This window comes from Oscillatoria sp. HE19RPO (assembly GCF_024220515.1).
In the GTDB taxonomy this organism is placed as follows: domain Bacteria; phylum Cyanobacteriota; class Cyanobacteriia; order Cyanobacteriales; family Laspinemataceae; genus Laspinema.
Window position 1 is genome coordinate 1 of the sequence record NZ_JAMXOT010000332.1, and the last position, 19,631, is coordinate 19,631.

Sequence of the window (19,631 nt, forward strand, 5' to 3'; positions counted from 1 at the left end):
CCCCTCCAAGGGAGGGGAATCAGCCCCAAAATTCCCCTCCCTTGGAGGGGTGTCCCGAAGGGACGGGGTGGTAAATCCCCTTTGAGGGAACTCAGGGAAGTTTTCTCTCAGGATTTTGAGCCAAATTGACCCAATTTATGGCAACCTGAAAAACATAACCCAGACTAGAAGACCCCGGTGCGTCCATTGGCTGATCGAGAAGGGGTACGAGCCCCCAACTCAGAAGCCGTAAATGCGATCGCCTGGGTTTTAACCCAATCAACAACCCTGCACAGCAACTATCGGATTGCGATCGCCCATCATGCAAACACTCCCGAACCCAACCACCCCCCAACCCACTCCCAATACCGCCCTGACGGACACCACCATCCACCGTCGCAAAACTCGCCCGGTTCCTGTGGGCAACATTACCATCGGAGGCGGTAATCCCGTGGTAGTCCAGTCCATGATTAACGAAGACACCCTAGATATTGAGGGGTCCGTGGCCGGAATCCGTCGTCTCCATGAAATCGGCTGCGAAATTGTCCGCGTCACCGTCCCCAGTATGGCCCATGCCAAAGCTCTGGCGGAAATTAAGCAAAGACTGGCGCGGACCTATCAAATCGTTCCCTTGGTGGCCGATGTCCATCACAACGGCATGAAAATTGCCCTAGAAGTCGCCAAGCACGTGGATAAGGTCAGAATCAATCCCGGACTGTACGTCTTTGAAAAACCCAACCCCAACCGCACCGAATACACTCCCACGGAATTTGCAGAAATTGGGGAAAAAATCCGGGAAACTCTCGAACCTTTGGTCATTTCTCTACGAGATCAAGGTAAATCTATGCGAATTGGGGTCAATCACGGGTCCCTCGCTGAACGGATGCTGTTTAGTTATGGGGATACTCCCGAAGGGATGGTGGAATCCGCCCTGGAATTTATTAGAATTTGTGAATCCTTAGACTTCCGCAACCTGGTCATTTCCATGAAAGCATCCCGAGTTCCGGTGATGCTGGCGGCCTATCGCTTGATGGCCCAGCGGATGGATCAATTAGGCATGGATTATCCCCTGCACCTCGGGGTCACCGAAGCAGGCGATGGAGAATATGGTCGGATTAAATCCACCGCAGGCATCGGCACCTTATTAGCGGAAGGGATTGGCGACACCATTCGAGTTTCCCTGACGGAAGCCCCGGAAAAAGAAATTCCGGTTTGTTACAGTATCTTACAAGCCCTGGGTCTGCGAAAGACGATGGTGGAATATGTGGCCTGTCCCTCTTGTGGTCGCACCCTCTTTAATTTAGAAGAGGTCCTCCATCAGGTCCGCGAAGCAACTAAACACCTGACGGGACTCGATATTGCTGTAATGGGTTGCATTGTCAATGGACCCGGAGAAATGGCTGATGCGGATTATGGGTATGTGGGTAAGCAACCCGGATATATTTCCCTCTATCGGGGTCGGGATGAGATTAAAAAGGTCCCGGAATCCCAAGGGGTTGAGGAGTTAATTAAGTTGATTCAAGCTGATGGGCGATGGGTTGATCCCTAGGGATGCAGAGGACGGGATTGAACGAACTCTTTAGTATTGTAGGGTGGGCAATGCCCACCGATATGAAGGTGGGCATTGCCCACCCTACTCCTCGGGCTAATCTGGTCTGCGATCGCCCCTTGACTGCGCCTTTAACAGAATCAGGCTAGTCTGTTACCTCAGCAAAGCCTGTGTTATCGTAGGGCTAGGGACAAACCTTATCCATAGAATCCTGACCATCGTCTATTCCTGATTTGAGCTGTCCCCGGCTTACTCAAAAAGGAGATCCAATCAGGGCAGGCGCTTTCTCATCGGGTTCGTCATCTATCCCTAAATATCAACCCTGTGCTTTCCCTTCATCACCCCCATCGCTTGCCTCTCGATTGCTTTCATCGTACTACCTTTTTTGTCGAAAGATAGAAGAGTCAACCGGGGTCGTCCTTAATCGTAGTTTTTCCTTCCTGATTGAATATTTATGGTGATTACAAAACGCGGACTTATAGTAGGTGCAACAGCAGTGGCCTTAACTGCTGTTACGGTCACGGGGGCGGGACTTCATCTGTCCCAAAGTCAAGCATTTTTTCAAGAGAGCCCCAAAGAACTGGTAGACGAAGTTTGGCAAATTATTAACCGCAATTATGTGGATGCCACGTTTAACCAAGTGGATTGGGAAACGGTTCGTCAAGATTATCTGAACCGTCCTTATACCAATAAGGAGGAAGCTTACACTGCGATTCAAGAAATGCTGGAACAACTGGGGGACCCCTACACCCGGTTTATGAATCCAGAAGAGTTCAAGAATATGCAGATTGATACCTCGGGAGAACTGACAGGGGTCGGGATTCAAATCTCCCAGGATGAAGAGACGAAGCAACTGATCGTGATTTCGCCCATTGAGGATACACCGGCTTTCTCGATGGGAATTCAAGCTAGAGACGCCATCCTCCAGATTGACGGACAAAGTACGGAAGGGATGGATATTAATGACGCGGTGTCCCTGATTCGCGGTCCCGTTGGCACTGAGGTGACCCTAACTATCGAACGGGTACTCGACGAAGAACGCGGGACGAAGGAGACTAAAGATTATACGATTCGGCGCGAACGCATCGAACTCCATCCGGTCCGCTACAGCTATCAGGAAAGCCCGATGGGTGGGGTTGGGTACATCCGTCTGACAAATTTTAATGCGATCGCTGCTGAAGAAATGCGCGACGCCATCGAGGAACTCGAAGGCCAAAATGTCTCCGGCTATATTCTGGATCTGCGGTCCAACCCCGGGGGTCTACTCCATGCCAGCATTGAAATCGCTCGGATGTGGCTCGATTCGGGCAGCATTGTCTCTACGGTAAACCGCGTCGGCGAAATGGACCGTCAGTCGGCTAATGGACGGGCCCTGACGAATAAACCGTTAGTGGTGTTAGTGGATGGGGGTTCCGCCAGTGCCAGTGAAATTCTCTCTGGGGCCCTGCGAGACAATGAGCGGGCGGTCCTCGTGGGAACCCAAACTTTTGGCAAGGGTTTAGTGCAGTCGGTCCGTGGGTTGGGAGATGGATCCGGACTGGCGGTGACGATCGCCAAGTATCTCACCCCCAATGGTACGGATATCAACCATGAAGGGATTACTCCGGATGTGGCGATCGAACTCACCGAGGACCAACAAAAACTCTTACGGGGCGATCGCACCTTAATTGGTTCCACCCAAGACCCTCAATACACGAAAGCGATGGAAGTTCTCCGCCAAGAAATTGCTACCGCCCGGGCTAGACGTATCCCCGCCAACTAACTCAAATCGGTTAATTCGTAAGGGCGATCCGTCTCAAAACTTGCCTGGTTTTTACGGGTTTCCCTGAAATTAAAACGATTGAGAATGGTTCAATAAGACCCCCATCCCGTAAGATGAAAGGGTCTTATTTTTTTCTGGTATCCCTCAAAGCAGTCTTTTCAAGTCTTGACTGGCGTTGCATCCTTCGCCGACAGCCTCAAGAGAGGGGACGGAAACGAATAATTATATTGCCCATTATGAATAATCACAGAACCGCACAAATTGCTCAGATTGTCGAAAAACGTCGCCCTTTAGCCGAACAAATGAGTCGGGTTGAGGACAATTTGAGGTCCCTCACGGCGGCCCTTCAAACCTTACAGGACCACCGCAGTCGCCTCCTGGATTCCGTGGAGGATCGGGCGATCGTCGGACATCTCCAAGACGTGGATTTTTGGAAAATTCAGGTGGAGATTGCCCGGGAATTAGAGGCAACGGCGAAACTGAAAGCGCGGTTTTCCCGCAATACCCTGAATATCGGCGTGGTTGGACGCGCTAGACAAGGGAAAAGTCGCCTATTACAAAGTTTAACCGGACTGACGGCCTCGGAAATTCCCGATGGCGATCGCCAACATTGTACCGGCGTTCTGAGTACCATTTACCACAATCCCACCCTGGAAACTCATGGGGAAGTGTTCTTTCATAGTGAGCGATCGTTTTTAGAGGAGGCGATCGCCCCCTATTACGACCAACTCCAGTTAGGTCCCGCCCCCCAGTCCCTGGATGACTTTGCCCAGCAGTCTCTTGCGCCCCTGCCTCGGGACCTCTACGGCGCACAAACCGGGGCAAAATACGAACATCTCCGGCGATATCACACCCACCTGGACCAATATCGCTCTCTCCTCCACCAACCCTCCCCGCGCCGGATTGCTCAAGGGGAAATTCGCGAATATGTCGCACAAGATACCGCCGATGGTCAGCGCGTCTTTTTCAACTATCTGGCGGTGCGTCAAGTTAAAATTGTCTGCACGTTTCCCAATGGGGATGTGGGCAATATTGCCTTAGTGGATATGCCCGGATTAGGGGATACCGGCATTGGCGATGAAGTGAGGCTGATTGAAACCCTCGGTCATGAGGTGGATTTTGTGTTGTTTGTGAGAATGCCTAAATCTTCGGGGGATTATTGGGCTGATGTTGATGTCAAGCTGTACGACACCGCTGCGGCAGCCTTAACCGAACTACCCATCGCCCTTTGGTCGATGATGATTCTCAACCAAACTAGCGCGGGTTCGGGCAATGGAGATAATGCTAAAAATTGCCAAGATTTAGCCGAAACAATGGCCGAAAAACATCTGGAAGTGGTCAAAACCCTAACAGTGAATTGCGCTGATTCTATGGCGGTGAATCAGCAGATTTTAGAGGGGGTTTTGGAGTATTTGATGGCTAAAATCACCGAACTGGACCGACAGTATGCAGCAGCCTGTCAAGACCGACTCTTGCACCTGCGCGATCGCCTCGCTGCCGAACTGGTTAAGGCAAGGCAATCCCTGGGCCAAGCGGTCCAACGCGAGAGCGAATTTCCCCTATTTCTGCGGCTATTTGATGGCCTCTGGAATAACTTGACCAGTGGGTTAGAGGGATTTTTGCGGGGGTTATCTCAGCAGCGCGAAGCGGAAGATTTGGAGTTTAAGAAGCAAGTCCAGATTGCGATTGCCAATTGTCGCCAGGACCCGGGGATTCCGACCCTGGAAGAGATAGAATCCAGGCGCGATCGCGTGGGAGGTTATCCCAATGCGTACTATCAATATTTGAACGAAATTCGCGCCCATTTATCCCAACATTTTTTGACCTTAGATGATGGATTGAAGCAGGCGATCGAGCGAGTCAAGTCCCGAGTCGCCGATGTGCTGATAGAACAGGGACGGTTAGGAAACCTCACCCCGGTTCGCGGTAGTGAATTTTTAGGCGTCATGGCGGAACTGTTACCGGAAGATTTACAGAAACTCAAATTGGGGTTTAGAATTTTAGATGAATTTAATTTATCCTATCGCGGACTGATTCAACATCGGATTCGTCAGCAGTTGGATGGGTTGAATCCGGATAAGACGGGATTGAAATTGTCCCAGCAAGGGATTTCGGCATCTGAAGTTTTAAGCAATCTGAAAACCCTTCATGCCGAAGCAGTTTATAATTGTGAAACCGCCCTGGAAGATTTGTTAATTGAACCGAATCAGGCGGCGTTTGCGATCGTGGAGGAATTTGTGGATCGCGTGTTGCGCGTGGAAGGGGTGAAAACCGAGTGGCAAATCTTTTTAGAACAAGTTCGGTCCGAGGTGTGGCAAGATGAATTTGACCGTTTAGGCAGTCGCGATCGCCTCCGTCGAGAATGGTTGACTGCGGTGGATACGGTAGAAGCGGGAAATCAATTAGAATTGATGCAATTTCTGCCCGGAAATAGTTGAAAATGCTTTAGCCCGCACCCTCAAGGGTGGGGCTATACGGACGAAGCCTGCCTCCGCAGGCTACTCTATAAAAATCACTATTTATACCCGATTGGGTAGGGTTATTACTTGTCGGAAATTGGGTTAAAAATCTAATTTAAACCTTTATTTTACCTTGTCCTATTTAAAAAATGTGGGCAATTAAACAAACGATAATTTATGACGGAATTGGTAATATTTATCGGCTTACAGGGGGCGGGGAAAAGTACCTTTTATCGAACGCATTTCGCAGAAACCCATGCTTTGGTGAGTAAAGATTTGATGCGAAACAATAAAAGACCGGCCCGCAGACAAGCCTTTTTAATCGCAGAACATCTGAAATCTGGAACCTCTTTAGTGGTGGATAATACCAATCCTACCCGGGGCGATCGGCAAGGGATTATTGAAATCGGACAAGACTATCAGGCAATGATTATCGGCTATTATTTTGAATCCCAAATTGCCGATTGCCTCACCCGCAATCAACAACGAGAAGGAAAAGCCCGAGTCCCGGACTACGCCCTCTATATGACTCGCAATAAATTAGTTCCCCCGGACTACTCCGAAGGATTTCATCAGTTATTTCAGGTCAAAATAGGAGAGAATCCAGGAACCTTTGAAATTCATCCTTGGACCCAGGAGGAAACCCTTGGACCCGAATCAATTTGACCGCAAAATGAGGCAACTGGAATATTTCCAGAATCCATCCCAGGTGGTAGATTACTTTCGGTGACAACAAGCCGATGCCACTCGTTATGGGATAAACTTTAATGAATTACCCCTATGGCAGCGTCGCGGGACGGGGTTATTTTGGGAAAATTACTCCAAAATCGGGTATAATCCGATTATAGGGCAAGAAGTTGTTGCCACCCGACGGCGAATTAAAATTGATGAAGCATTGCCCATGAAGGAAAATTATAGCGATTTGATCGCCGGATTATTAGAGAGTCTGTAAAAATTAAAGGACAATTGCCTTTAATTTGGCGGGCATAAAATTAACTGAAAAAACAATCAAGTCAACCCTAAAACTAAGAAAGTAATGCAGGAATTAAAAGTTACCATGCTGGGACCCAGTGGCGTGGGTAAAACCAGCCTTTTGACTGCCATGTATGAGCAATTTGAACGCAGTATTGGACAAACCAATTTGCAACTGACCCCCGATTTAGAAAGTGCAGCATTGCTACAAGAACGATTAGCTGAACTGAAAACTCTGCCGGATAGTTTTGAAACAAAAGGATGGATGCAGAGTACGGAAGAGCATAAATCTTTTATCTTTGAATTGGGAAGAAAAAGCGCAATTCCCTCGTTAACGCTGCACTTTCAAGATTATCCCGGAGAATATCTCGCCGCCAAAAGTTCCCGGGAAGAAAAGGAACGAGTGGAGACATTTGTTCGGGAATCAGCAGCGGTGGCGATCGCCATTGATACCCCTGCCTTAATGGAAAAAAACGGCCAATGGCATGATGCGGTGAATAAACCCCAACAAATTGCCAATTTATTTCAACGAGTCTATCGTGAATTAGAGTCTCCTCGCTTGGTAATTTTTGCCCCAGTACGCTGCGAAAAATACTTACAAGATGAGAAAAGCAGCGCGGAATTAGTCAGGCAGGTGCAATTGGGATATGCAAGGTTATTAGATTTATTGCGATCGGAATCCTTACTCTCCAAAGTCGTCGTGATTGTGACCCCCGTTCAAACCGTAGGAACCGTGGTCTTTTCTCGCATTGAAATCCTGGATGGGAAACCCTTATTTATTTTTAGAAAAACCAGTCATGATGCTCAATATAATCCCCAAGATAGCGAACAGCCTTTACGCTATTTATTACGGTTTTTGCTGAGACTCCATTTGGACCGACGCAATTTAGGATTGTTTAATTTTATCCGAGATTGGTTAGGATTGGATAATCACCTCAAAGATGCAGTCCGGGAATTTGCCAAGGGCTGTAAAAATACGGGGGCTTTTGCAGTATTACAAGGTCAAAATTGGCTCAATATTGGATAAGAGGATGTCATGGAAATTTATGTAAAAAGTCGAGGATTTGCTCAGGAAGAGGGCTACTGTTGGCTACCCGAAACCCCTTCGATTCTCACCTTAAATCGGGTTTCTGACTGTATTCAAACCGAATCCCCCTCTCTCGTCTTGGGGCGATATAGTGGGCGGTTGCTATTGCTCGTTACGGGGTTAGAGGCGAGGGGACGGACCGATTTTCGCGATCGCACCATTCGCAATTCCATCGCCTGGGTTGCCGAAGATTCCGCCGCCCATGAACAACAGTTACGGGCCATCGCTGTCCGCGCCTTACGGACATTTTTAGAGGAAAAACAAGACGGATTAGATGCGGAAATTGACCAGGCAATTCCCGTGGGAGGACCGGATGGATTTACCGTTAATTGGGAACTTTTAAAAGGATTATCGGCGAGTGCAACCCTCAGCAGTCATCCCCAAAAATCCGACCGAGAACGAGAAGAACATTCTACCGATAAACTCGGCAAAAATTGCGATCGCACCAAAGAAACCCTCGCCACTCAACTCGAACAGTATGGGTTACCTCAACGAAAAGGTCCCCTGGTTGTCGTCACCGGAATTAAAAGCAAAGATGCCTTAATTCAGGCAGGAGTCTGGCGGGGTTTATCCAAAAGTGTAGAGGAGGAAGATTGGACCCCTGTTCGGGAAAGACAAGATGCCCCCAGTTCTCCGGGGGAAGCATTTCAGCCGGAAAAAAAGTTCAATGAAACGGCAACATTAGTGGCAGGAATTGTGGCAATTGGAATGTTATTTTTAGGATTTTTGTGGTTTTAAATAACCCAAATTTGAGGAGTGCGAGCATCTGGCGCGCTATTGACAATAGTGTGACAATATCGAGCAAGATGCTCGCACTCCCCAAAAAATGGATATTAGGATGGGAAAGATTATGGATTACAATTAGACCGAATCATTCCTGAAACAAATAGGAGCCATTGCCGATGAAACCGTTAACGCGCCGACAATTCATCAAAGTGAGTGCGATCACCGCTGGATTTGCCCTTGCCGCCCATCCAATTTTCGCCCAACAAGTTATCACCACCGACAGCGAAGGATTAGTTGCCGGTGAAGTTGCCATCCCCGTTGCTGATGGAGAAATCCCCGCCTATCGCGCCATGCCTGCCACCGGGGAAAACTTTCCCGTAATCTTAGTCATCCAGGAAATTTTCGGGGTTCATGAACATATCCAGGATGTCTGCCGCAGATTTGCCAAACAGGGTTATCTGGCGATCGCCCCAGAAATGTTTGCTAGACAAGGGGATGTCTCCCAAATGGAAGACATCCAGCAAATCATCTCAGAAGTGGTATCTAAAGTACCCGATGAACAAGTGATGTCGGATCTGGATGCGACTGTTGCTTGGGCGCAAAACAGCAGTAACGGCAACATCGACAAGCTTGGCATCACCGGATTTTGCTGGGGAGGACGAATTGTCTGGTTGTATAGCGCCCATAACCCCCAAGTCACCGCAGGAGTCGCCTGGTATGGGCGATTAGTCGGTGAATCCACCCCCCTAACTCCCCAATATCCCATCGATATTGCCGAGGAATTAACCGTCCCCATCCTCGGATTATACGGCGGTGACGATGACTTAATTCCCAATGATACCGTCGAACAAATGCGCGATCGCCTCGCCTCCGGCAACAGCAACTCCGAAATCATCCTCTATCCCGACACTCCCCACGGATTCTATGCCGACTACCGCCCCACCTACCGTCCAGAAGCAGCAGCAGATGCCTGGAATCGCCTTCTCACTTGGTTTGAACAGTACGGCGTTGCCTAAAAAAAAGCTGATTTAATTCTCCCAAAAGCCCCCCTTCTTAAGGTGGGTTGGGGGGATCTCTCCTAGAATATTTTATCTTTTGACTACCCTAAAAACCCTTGTTATAAAATAATAAAAATCATGAATAATTCTCAAATTCATAATAACTATAAACAACAAATTGCAGATTACTTTAATCGCCGGACCAATTATGACCAAGAAGGTGATTTTCATCCCCTTGTTGCCCAACAACTCATCCAATGCGCTGATATTCACCCGGGACAACATATCTTAGACATCGCCACGGGAACGGGTTTAGTCGCCATTGAAGCAGCCCAAATTGTGGGAAATCGCGGGTCAGTAGTGGGAGTTGATTTGTCCGAGGGAATGTTAAGGCGATCGCAGTCCAAAATCACTGCTGCGGGTTTAACCAATATCGAACTCAAACAAGGAGATATCGAAACCCTCGACTTTCCCGACAACCGCTTTGACCGGATTTTGTGCTGTTGCGGCATTCCCTACATTCCCAATATTCCCACCAACTTGCGCCGGTGGCATAATTCTTTAAAACCCGGTGGCATCATCGCCCTAACTGGAATTGCTGAAACCGCTTCGATTGCCAGCAAACTCTTAATAAAAATTGCTGAAAACTACGGGTTAAATTTGCCCAGTTGGTCCGAAGAAACCGCAACCCCTGAAAAATGCCGACACCTCCTGCAAACCTCCGGGTTTGAACAAATCCAAGTCACCGAGGAGCAATTTGGAGATTATGTTAACTTTGAGTCGGCTCAAAATTTATGGGAGATGATTTTAAATAACCCTCTGACTCAGATGAATTTTGTCCAACATCTGAATTTCGCCCAATTAAACGCGGCGAAAGCACAATATTTGACGGAATTAGAAACCTTAGTCACCCCGCAAGGCATCTGGAACGATTTGACCTTATATTATATGATAGGACGCAAACCCATCGGCAGATAAAAATCAATTCGAGAACCCCATCGTCCCGCATTGGTTGGACAATGGCATCCGCAGACTTGAGATTGTTCTTACCAGAAATAGCAACTCCAACCTCTATCCGGGATGCCACCATTGGCAGTAAACTGTAATACGATGTTTTTAATGATTGACGATGGCAACGATTAACGACAACTACCTCAAACTCAAAGCGGGTTACCTGTTTCCCGAAATTGCGCGTCGGGTGAATGCCTTTGCCGAGGCGAATCCGGACGCCAAAATCATCAAACTGGGGATCGGCGATGTCACAGAACCCCTACCCGAAGCTTGCCGCAAAGCAATGGTAAAAGCGGTGGAAGACATGGGCGATCGCAGTCTATTTAAAGGGTATGGACCCGAACAAGGGTATGCCTGGTTGCGCGAAAAAATTGCTACCCACGACTTCCAATCCCGAGGATGCGCGATCGATGCCTCAGAAATCTTCATCTCCGATGGTTCTAAGTGCGATACCGGCAACATTCTCGACATTTTCGGGAAAACTAACAAAATCGCCGTTACTGACCCGGTTTATCCCGTGTATGTCGATACAAACGTCATGGCAGGACATACCGGACCCGTCAATGATAAAGGAGAATATGAGGGATTAGTCTATCTCCCCATTAGTGCGGAAAATAATTTCACCGCTGAACTTCCCACGGAGAAAGTTGATTTAATTTACCTCTGTTTCCCCAATAATCCCACGGGTGCAACGGCTACTAAAGACTACTTGAAAAAATGGGTAGACTATGCCAAAGCCAATGGGTCGATTATCTTCTTTGATGCAGCGTATGAAGCCTTCATCACCGACCCCAATTTGCCTCATTCCATCTATGAAATAGAAGGAGCAAAAGACTGTGCGATCGAGTTTCGTTCTTTCTCCAAAAATGCGGGATTTACCGGCACTCGTTGCGCCTTAACCGTAGTTCCCAAAACCTTAATGGCAAAAGCCTCCGATGGGTCTGATGTCGAAGTTTGGAAACTCTGGAATCGCCGCCAATCCACCAAATTTAATGGTGTTTCTTACATCGTCCAACGAGGTGCAGAAGCGGTGTATTCCGACGAAGGACAAGCACAAGTCAAAGAATTGGTCAGTTTCTATTTAGAAAATGCCACAATTATCCGCGAGAAATTAACCGCTGCTGGATTGTCAGTTTACGGTGGCGTGAATGCACCTTACGTCTGGGTGAAAACCCCCAATGGATTATCCAGTTGGGATTTCTTTGATAAATTGCTGCAAGTGGTGAATGTAGTCGGAACTCCGGGTTCTGGATTTGGTGCTGCCGGGGAAGGATACTTCCGCATTTCTGCCTTTAATAGCCGAGAAAATGTGGAGGAAGCGATGCAACGGATTACCGAAAATTTGAAAGTCTAGTCTGAGTTTACAGTTAAAGTTAGAAACCGGGTTTCTGAACAACGATTAGGGAGAGAATCTTAATCGGACTCAGAAACCCGGTTTCTTTTGGGGAAACGGAATGCGCTATAGGATTGAGCGCTATAATAAGGGGAAGTTGAGAGAGGCGATCGCCCACCCAAACCCACTCATTTTGGAGGTTCCCAAACATGGTCCAAACCCCATCCAAATCTTTAACCTTAGCAGAATTTCTCCAACTCCCTGAAACCAAACCCGCTAGTGAATATATTGAAGGCGACATCATTCAAAAGCCAATGCCGAAAGGAAAACATAGTTCAATTCAAACTGAATTGGCAGCTACCGTCAATGCCACTCTCAGAGGTCCTAAAATTGCCCGAGCTTTTTCTGAACTGAGATGCAGTTTTGCTGGACAATCCATTGTCCCCGATGTATCCGTCTTTGTCTGGGAAAGAATTCCCCGGGACGAAAATGGCGAAATTGCTAATATTTTTCCATCAGCACCAGACTGGCTTATAGAGATTTTATCGCCGGAACAGAGTCAAACCAAAGTTACAAAAAAAAATCTGCAATCTCTCAAAAATGAGACTCAAATGGGTTGGTTAATTGACCCTCAAGAAAAGACTATTTTTGTGTATCAGCCTCAGCAACAAACCGAAGTATTTGACGAACCTGACCAGGAAATTCTTGTTCCTGCCTTTGCCAGCGAGTTGCGGTTAACGGTGGCAGAGATATTTGGCTGGCTGTTAGAATAAATTGTAATTTTATGAAAAATTTTATCATTTTATAATTTAGGAGGTCCCCCAACATGGTCCAAACCCCATCTAAATCTTTAACCTTAGAAGAGTTTCTCAAACTCCCTGAAACCAAACCCGCCAGTGAATATATTGAATGCGAAATCATTCAAAAGCCAATGCCACAAGGAGAACATAGCACAATTCAAGCGGAACTAATTATCGCAATTACTGCCGTTGTTAAGCCGCAAAAAATAGCCCGAGCTTTCCCCGAACTGCGCTGTATCTTTGATGGACGAACCATTGTGCCAGATATCGCCATCTTTACTTGGGAGAGAATCCCCCGGACAGAAAATGGCAGAGTAGCCAATGTGTTTAATGACTCCCCCGATTGGATGATAGAAATACTCTCTCCCGAACAACGAGTTACAAAAGTAACAAAAAAAATTCTACACGCTCTTGAACATGGGACTCAAATGGGTTGGCTGATTGACCCCACCGAACAGACTATTTTTGTGTACTATCCTGACCAAAAAACAAAATTTTTTGATGAACCTGAACAGCAAATTCCTGTCCCTGGCTTTGCCAGCGAGTTGCGGCTAACGGTAGCAGAGATATTTGGCTGGCTGTTAGAATAGATGGGAATCCGATAACAACTTACCATTTTTTATTATGATCCCGATCGCCAGCATTGTTAAACCCGTTAGTGAAATAAAGCTAGAACCAGGCAGCACTGTTACTATTTCCAACATCAGTTGGCAGGAATTTGAGATTTTATTAGAAGAATTGGGAGAAAAAAGAGCTTCCCGCATTGCCTACAGTCATAACACTTTACAAATTATGGTTCCCTTACCTGAACATGAAATCCCTAGTGATTTGATTTCTGATATTGTCAAAACTTTGCTAAAAGGTAAAGGCATAAAATATCAGCCTTTCAGATCGACCACCTTTAAACGAGAAGGAATGGCAGGAATTGAACCGGATGCTAGTTTTTATATCCAGAACTGTCAACGGATGATTGGCCGTCGCCGCCTGGAACCCGATGACCCACCGCCGGATTTGGCAATAGAAACCGATGTCACTTCTAAAACCACCATCGAAGCCTATAAAGCGATTGAATGCCCAGAAGTTTGGGTGTATAATCAGTCCAAGCTAACCATTTATTTGTTACAAGAGGGAGAGTATGTCACGGCTGAGAATAGTCCTCTTTTTCCGGAACAGGCGATCGCGCAAATTATTCCCAGGGTAGTCGAACACGCTTGGCAAGTGGGGACATCTCAGGCATTGGCCGAATTTGAAGCGGCGATCGCTGAAGAGGGGAGTTGAAGGATAACCCTCCGTCAGTAAGAGAATCTCTTGGTTAAAACAAGTTACCTTATATCTCTAGCCCCTTGAATTTCAAAGTTAAGATTTGTTGCAAAGGGTTTACACATTTAATAAATTAATGTAATTTTGATGAATGAATCTTTAATAACAAATCAATTAATTTTCGATAAAAACATGAAACTTCAAAATCTAGAGTATCACAATCAGGACTATGAATGGAAATTAAACCCGGTTGAATTCACCACAAACCCGACTTTACTTGTTGGTATATCCGGTGCAGGGAAAACACAGATTATTCGGTCTATTTTTAATTTAAAAAAAATTGTTAATGGCGCTTCTTTAAATGGAGTAAAATGGAATACTACCTTTAGCACCGAAAATGGTACAATTTATCGCTGGCAAGGAGAGTTTGAAACACAAAAGTCATTTATTAGAAGTGAACAGGACTTAAATCTAGAATTTCAAATAATAAATGAAAAGCTTTATAAAAATCAGGAAATTATTATTAACCGAAAAGGAGAAGACATTATCTTTAAGGGAACTTCTACTCCCAAGTTGTCGCCCAATAAGAGCGCACTACACTTGCTTAAACTAGAAGAAGATATTGGTCCAGCAACTGAAGAAATTAATAAAATTATTTTAGCTGATGCCTACTTAAAATATGTACAACAACAAATTTCTACTGTATCGGTTTCTTTATTAAACAAATATAAAAACTCTTCTTTATCGGAAATACAAAAAAGTGAACTTCCGCTTCCGATCAAACTTTCTCTAGTCTATCAAAATAGTCTCGACGTTTTCCAATTAATTAAACAGAGATTCATTCAAATATTTTCAATCATAGAAGATATTAAGATTGAACCATTAAACTTGGAGGATATGGCTATTCCAGTTTTTTTAGCTGAATTTTTTAAAGAATCTACAGTTGTTCATATTAAAGAAAAAGGAGTAAATAACTGGATTACCCAATCTAATATATCGTCGGGAATGTTAAAGACCCTGATGTACATCAGCGAACTTTACTTGTCCCCGAAAGGTAGCGTGATATTAATTGATGAATTCGAGAACAGTCTGGGAGCTAATTGTCTTGAGAGCATGACCGAAATAGTTAAGGAAAATAAAGATTTACAATTTATTCTGACTAGCCATCATCCTTATATTATTAACAATATTAGTACCAAGCATTGGAAAATAGTCACTCGACAAGGGGGAGTAGTTCAGGTAAAAGACCCCCAGGAATTGGGTATTTCTAAATCCAGGGAGAAAGCCTTTATTGATTTAATCAATATATTGGAAGACTACCCTGAATTAGAAGGGGATGGAGAATGAATATTTATTTTTTATTGGAAGGGAGAAGTACAGAAAAAAAAGTATATGGGGCTTGGTTACAATATCTGCTCCCTGAATTTCAGAGAGTTAAATTTTATGACGACGCTCAGGACCTTAACTATTTTTTAATCAGCGCTCATGGCTACCCTTCTATTATTCACGAATATATTCCAGATGCCATCAACCGAATTAAAGAAACGGGTCAGTATCAATATTTGGTTGTCTGTCTGGATGCTGAAGAAGATACAGTGGAAAGTAAGAAACAAGAAATCGACGATTTTATTAAAAACTCCCAGATTGAATTAGGCCCTATAAAATTAATTCCGATTATTCAAAATCGTTGTATTGAAACTTGGTTTCTAGGTAACCGGAAAATGTTTGACTCTCGGCAAAAAAATATTCAGCCTCCCTTATCTGACTATGTTAATTATTATGATGCCTCAATTCAGGACCCAGAACTGATGGGTCATTATAACGAGAGTTACAATCACGCGGAATTTCACGAAACTTATTTAAAAGAAATATTTAAAGCTAAAAATAGCTCTTATAGTAAAAAACATCCTCGGGATGCTCAACGAGACTATTATTTGATAGAATTAATGAAGCGGATCAACAGACAGAATCATTTAATAAGTCTCAAAAAGTTTATAGATTTTTGTGAATTTATCCGAAGTCAATTGTAGGGGTGTTTAATTGAGTGAAGTCGAGCTAAATCACCCCTATCCGGTTAGGATATGCTTCTAACCTCTACCTCATCAAGGGTGAATATCGAGGTATCAGAATTACCAGACCTTTGATGTGAACCGATGGATTGAGGGAAAGCTAGAATAGCGATTGGGCGGAATTAGCAGTAACCCCCCCGGATGTTTGACCATCGCCTCGCCTTTCTTTCCATCCCAATGCCTCCTTCCCCCCTTCAATCATCCAGCGCCCTTTAACCCAGCTAAACTCCCTGACATCCCTTTAACTCACGATAAAATAAAGAGATAAAGAGTTCGGAGGGCCAGTCTCCTGGTCAATACGCCTATCGAAACGATATACGGACAGCTACAAGGACTCAAATCCAGTCAGCTTAAGCAACTTAACCGCCTGTACCACCAAAAACTCCCCGTGGATGCGATTACCACCTCGGAATTTGCCCAGCGTCTGGCGGCGATTAGTACCGAAATTAAAGATTCAGTTTGTGTTTACATCAACCGTCGGGGTCAGGTGATCCGGGTGGGGGTGGGTTCACCGCGTCAAACCCAAATCCCGGCAATGGAATTACCCCGCTATGGGGAGGGGCGTCTGAGTGGGATTCGCTGTCTTACGACTCAGTTGAAAGGGGAGGGTCCGAGTGAGTCTTCTCTAACAGCAATGGCGATTCAACGCTTGGATGCGTTAGTCGTCTTGAATTTAACCGGGGAGGGGTTTGAACGTCGTGGGGGTGGGGCCACGGGTTATGTGAGCCAGTCCTATTTAGCACATTTGATTCCCCAAACGGGACTGGAAGAGGGTGAGGAGAATGGGCCGATCGCCTCCTGGACCGTTTCCCCCCCCATGAGTCTGGATGCTCTCTCCCTACAAGACTTCCTAGAACTCGTCGAGGGCCTAGAAGCGGAGTTCCAGCGCGAATTTATCGCCCGGGATGTGGATGCAGACCACGATCGCGCCCTATTAGTCGGCGTGATGACCAATAATCTCAAAGATGAGCAATTTGAAGATGGACTCACCGAACTCGCCCGTTTAGTGGATACTGCCGGGGGAACCGTCCTGCAAACCATGCGCCAGAAACGTCCCCGTCTCCATCCCCAAACCGTGGTTGGAAAGGGGAAGGTGGAAGAAATCGCCCTCACTGCACAAACCCTCGGCAGCAATCTGATTGTCTTCGATCGCGAACTGTCTCCGGCGCAAGTCCGCAATCTGGAAGTCCAAATTGGCGTCCGGGTGGTCGATCGCACCGAAGTCATTCTGGATATCTTCGCCCAACGCGCCCAATCTGGGGCCGGTAAACTCCAAGTCGAATTAGCCCAACTGGAATATATGTTGCCGCGCCTCACGGGTCGCGGTCAAGCCATGTCCCGCTTAGGGGGGGGAATTGGCACCCGAGGCCCTGGAGAAACCAAATTGGAAACCGAACGCCGCGCCATTCAACGGCGAATTGCCCGTTTGCAACAGGAAGTGAACGAATTGCAGGCCCATCGATCGCGGATGCGGATGCGTCGCCAACATCAAGATGTCCCTTCCGTGGCGATCGTTGGTTACACCAATGCCGGTAAATCTACCCTACTCAATGCCTTGACCAATGCGGAAATTTATACGGCAGATCAACTATTTGCCACCTTGGACCCCACCACCCGCCGGTTAGTGATTCCCACGGTCATCGGCAATACCCAGACTATCGTTGTCACCGATACCGTAGGATTTATTCACGAACTGCCCCCCTCCTTGTTGGATGCCTTCCGCGCCACTTTAGAAGAAGTCACGGAAGCGGATGCTTTGCTGCACGTTGTGGATTTATCCCATTGCGCATGGCAAAGTCAGATTCGCTCGGTGATGAAGATTTTGGGGGAAATGCCGGTGACTCCAGGACCGGCCCTGGTTGCTTTTAATAAGATTGATGCGGTGGATGGGGATACCTTGGCGATCGCCAAGGAAGAGTTTCCCCTGGCTGTCTTTATCAGTGCCAGCCAGCGTTTTGGACTGGAGACCCTGCGCCAACGACTGGCTCAACTCATCGATTATGCAGTTGCCCCTCAGTAATCTCTTTATTCCGCTTTGCCCAAGTTACGCGATTTTGCTGACGACATTCCCTGTCCCATGAGGGAAGAATAGGTTCAACACTCTTAGTCAACAAGTCCGCAATTAATTCATTGAGGACTTGTTGATCCGTAAAATCTCGTACTTTATCAAAACTTTGTATTGCTGCCGAGGCAAACTCTCTGGAAATTCTACCATTAAGTCTATTTATATAAAGATTTTACAAAGCGAGGAGAAAACTATGGACAGACTGGGGTCTGTATGGATAGAGTTGAAGGGAGTACCGGCGAGCGCTCCGCAAAATGGGAGTTTGGCCTCCTCTTATAAAGGGGTCAAGGAATTAACTAATTCCGTCGCTTAGTGCAATTGCCTAATAGGGTGGCATAAATATGCTGACTAAAACAGCCAAGCAAGAGTGCAACCATCGGTTCGATTTCACCCATTATGCTGGTAGGATTCAGGAAAAAGATATGTTTAGATTACTCAAACCACTTACTTTAGGACTATCAGTCATTGGCTCCGTAGGGGTTTACTCCTTGACTGTCGCCGCATCTGCCTCAGCGTTTTCTTTCTTCGATGGGGATACCGCTGTTGGTATTTCTGAGAGCGATCGTGGCAAAGAGTTCACCATTAACTTTAACGGAAACGTAAATGAAAAAGACGTTTCTGGACTCTCATCCGAGGCTCTGTTTAAATTTGAGGGCTTTAAAACAGTTGGGAACAAAACTGAGGCGCTGTTTGATGTAAAACTCACGAACACGTCCAGCAATGGCATTACCTCTCGCAGTTCGGCTTTGGGGTTCAATGTTTTAAATTTTAATGGGACCAGTCTAGGCTCAACCTTGAGCCTCGTTGGCGTTGGCAATACGAACCGTGACGGCAACACCCGAGTTACGGGACTATTTAGCAAGGACCGCTCTGGAGCCTTTCCCAATCAGTTTGGTGACATTGATGTTTGCTTTACCGATGGGAATAATTGCCAAGGCGGAGGCAGTGGTGGCGTCATCACTGGTGATGAAGGAAACTTCAAGGCCACTCTAGCCTTCTCTGGTGACGTCAAAAGCTTTGCGCTGAACAACTTCGGGGTTCGCTACCAAAGCATTAACGGACAAACCTTTGCAGGGGACAGCGGCACGGGTCGGGGTACGATTGATATCGGCATTCCCCCAGAAACTCCAAGACAGGTTCCGGAACCGACAGCGACTATGGCGCTGTTCCTGATCGGAGCTTGCGCCCTTAAATACGGAAAAAAAAAGCCGCAACCTCTGATTCAAACTGAAGGTTAAACCCTAGAATCGTGAGAACAAGTGAAGGAATACATTAATTGTGAATAAGGGGAGCTGTTTGAAGCTCTATAAATTTCAAACTGGGTGCTTTCGCGCTCCCCCTTGTCGTGGGGAGTTTTTTGTCTAAATCTGCCCAGTCGGTTAATTGTAATTAATTTTTATTTGAATCGCTTCGTAGTTATTAGGGAACTCCAAAAAATAAAATCCCCAAAAAACCCGCAGGCTGAAGCCTGGGGCTACACGGACAAAGCCCGCCTGCGCGGCGTCATACAGTCTTGTTAGGTGCTTAACCATCGGGATTTGGATGATTTATTTGTTGGAAC

The 19,631-nt window shown here is 46.4% G+C and carries 17 protein-coding genes; all 17 read left to right on the plus strand.

Annotated features, from left to right (window positions below; translation table 11 throughout):
- Positions 1-301 precede the first annotated feature (301 nt).
- The 17 genes from ispG (at position 302) to NG833_RS25630 (ending at position 19,308) form a co-directional block, all read left to right on the plus strand.
- Entirely contained in the window at positions 302-1,528 is a 1,227-nt protein-coding gene (gene ispG / locus NG833_RS25555) for a (E)-4-hydroxy-3-methylbut-2-enyl-diphosphate synthase (RefSeq protein ID WP_254568093.1), read from the plus strand.
- A gap of 17 nt (positions 1,529-1,545) precedes the next feature.
- Positions 1,546-1,677 (plus strand): hypothetical protein, encoded by a 132-nt coding sequence (locus tag NG833_RS30615; RefSeq protein WP_256556156.1) that lies wholly within the window; start codon positions 1,546-1,548, stop codon positions 1,675-1,677.
- A 305-nt stretch (positions 1,678-1,982) separates the two neighbouring features.
- Positions 1,983-3,290 carry a carboxyl-terminal processing protease CtpC gene (gene ctpC, locus NG833_RS25560; RefSeq protein ID WP_254568094.1) on the plus strand — a complete coding sequence of 436 codons (1,308 nt, stop codon included), beginning with the start codon at positions 1,983-1,985 and terminating at the stop codon, positions 3,288-3,290.
- Between the two features lie 236 nt (positions 3,291-3,526).
- Positions 3,527-5,728: a hypothetical protein gene (locus tag NG833_RS25565; RefSeq protein ID WP_254568095.1), complete on the plus strand. Its 2,202-nt coding sequence runs from the start codon at positions 3,527-3,529 to the stop codon at positions 5,726-5,728.
- Between the two features lie 198 nt (positions 5,729-5,926).
- Positions 5,927-6,415, plus strand: coding sequence for an ATP-binding protein (locus NG833_RS25570; RefSeq protein ID WP_254568096.1), 489 nt, complete (start codon positions 5,927-5,929; stop codon positions 6,413-6,415).
- A 370-nt stretch (positions 6,416-6,785) separates the two neighbouring features.
- A complete protein-coding gene (locus NG833_RS25575) occupies positions 6,786-7,748 on the plus strand; it encodes a hypothetical protein (RefSeq protein WP_254568097.1) in 963 nt (320 codons plus the stop codon).
- 9 nt (positions 7,749-7,757) lie between these two features.
- Positions 7,758-8,546 (plus strand): hypothetical protein, encoded by a 789-nt coding sequence (locus NG833_RS25580; RefSeq protein ID WP_254568098.1) that lies wholly within the window; start codon positions 7,758-7,760, stop codon positions 8,544-8,546.
- Positions 8,547-8,710: 164 nt separating this feature from the next.
- On the plus strand, positions 8,711-9,550 hold the full coding sequence (locus NG833_RS25585) for a dienelactone hydrolase family protein (protein ID WP_254568099.1): 840 nt from the start codon (positions 8,711-8,713) through the stop codon (positions 9,548-9,550).
- 120 nt (positions 9,551-9,670) lie between these two features.
- A complete protein-coding gene (locus tag NG833_RS25590) occupies positions 9,671-10,510 on the plus strand; it encodes a class I SAM-dependent methyltransferase (RefSeq protein WP_254568100.1) in 840 nt (279 codons plus the stop codon).
- 151 nt (positions 10,511-10,661) lie between these two features.
- Positions 10,662-11,897, plus strand: a complete 1,236-nt coding sequence (locus tag NG833_RS25595; protein ID WP_254568101.1) for an LL-diaminopimelate aminotransferase — start codon at positions 10,662-10,664, stop codon at positions 11,895-11,897.
- 188 nt (positions 11,898-12,085) lie between these two features.
- The gene (locus tag NG833_RS25600) at positions 12,086-12,649 is read left to right on the plus strand and encodes a Uma2 family endonuclease (protein WP_254568102.1); all 564 of its coding nucleotides are present in this window, start codon (positions 12,086-12,088) and stop codon (positions 12,647-12,649) included.
- A gap of 53 nt (positions 12,650-12,702) precedes the next feature.
- Positions 12,703-13,266: a Uma2 family endonuclease gene (locus NG833_RS25605; protein WP_254568103.1), complete on the plus strand. Its 564-nt coding sequence runs from the start codon at positions 12,703-12,705 to the stop codon at positions 13,264-13,266.
- A 34-nt stretch (positions 13,267-13,300) separates the two neighbouring features.
- On the plus strand, positions 13,301-13,954 hold the full coding sequence (locus tag NG833_RS25610; protein ID WP_254568104.1) for a Uma2 family endonuclease: 654 nt from the start codon (positions 13,301-13,303) through the stop codon (positions 13,952-13,954).
- A gap of 129 nt (positions 13,955-14,083) precedes the next feature.
- On the plus strand, positions 14,084-15,283 hold the full coding sequence (locus tag NG833_RS25615) for an AAA family ATPase (RefSeq protein WP_254568105.1): 1,200 nt from the start codon (positions 14,084-14,086) through the stop codon (positions 15,281-15,283).
- On the plus strand, positions 15,280-15,966 hold the full coding sequence (locus tag NG833_RS25620; protein ID WP_254568106.1) for a hypothetical protein: 687 nt from the start codon (positions 15,280-15,282) through the stop codon (positions 15,964-15,966). The genes NG833_RS25615 and NG833_RS25620 overlap by 4 nt, the downstream gene beginning before the upstream one ends.
- Before the next feature lie 535 nt (positions 15,967-16,501).
- A complete protein-coding gene (gene hflX, locus NG833_RS25625) occupies positions 16,502-18,025 on the plus strand; it encodes a GTPase HflX (RefSeq protein WP_375293957.1) in 1,524 nt (507 codons plus the stop codon).
- 386 nt (positions 18,026-18,411) lie between these two features.
- Complete coding sequence (locus NG833_RS25630) at positions 18,412-19,308, plus strand: cistern family PEP-CTERM protein (RefSeq protein WP_254568107.1); 897 nt, start codon at positions 18,412-18,414, stop codon at positions 19,306-19,308.
- The last annotated feature ends 323 nt before the right edge of the window (positions 19,309-19,631 follow it).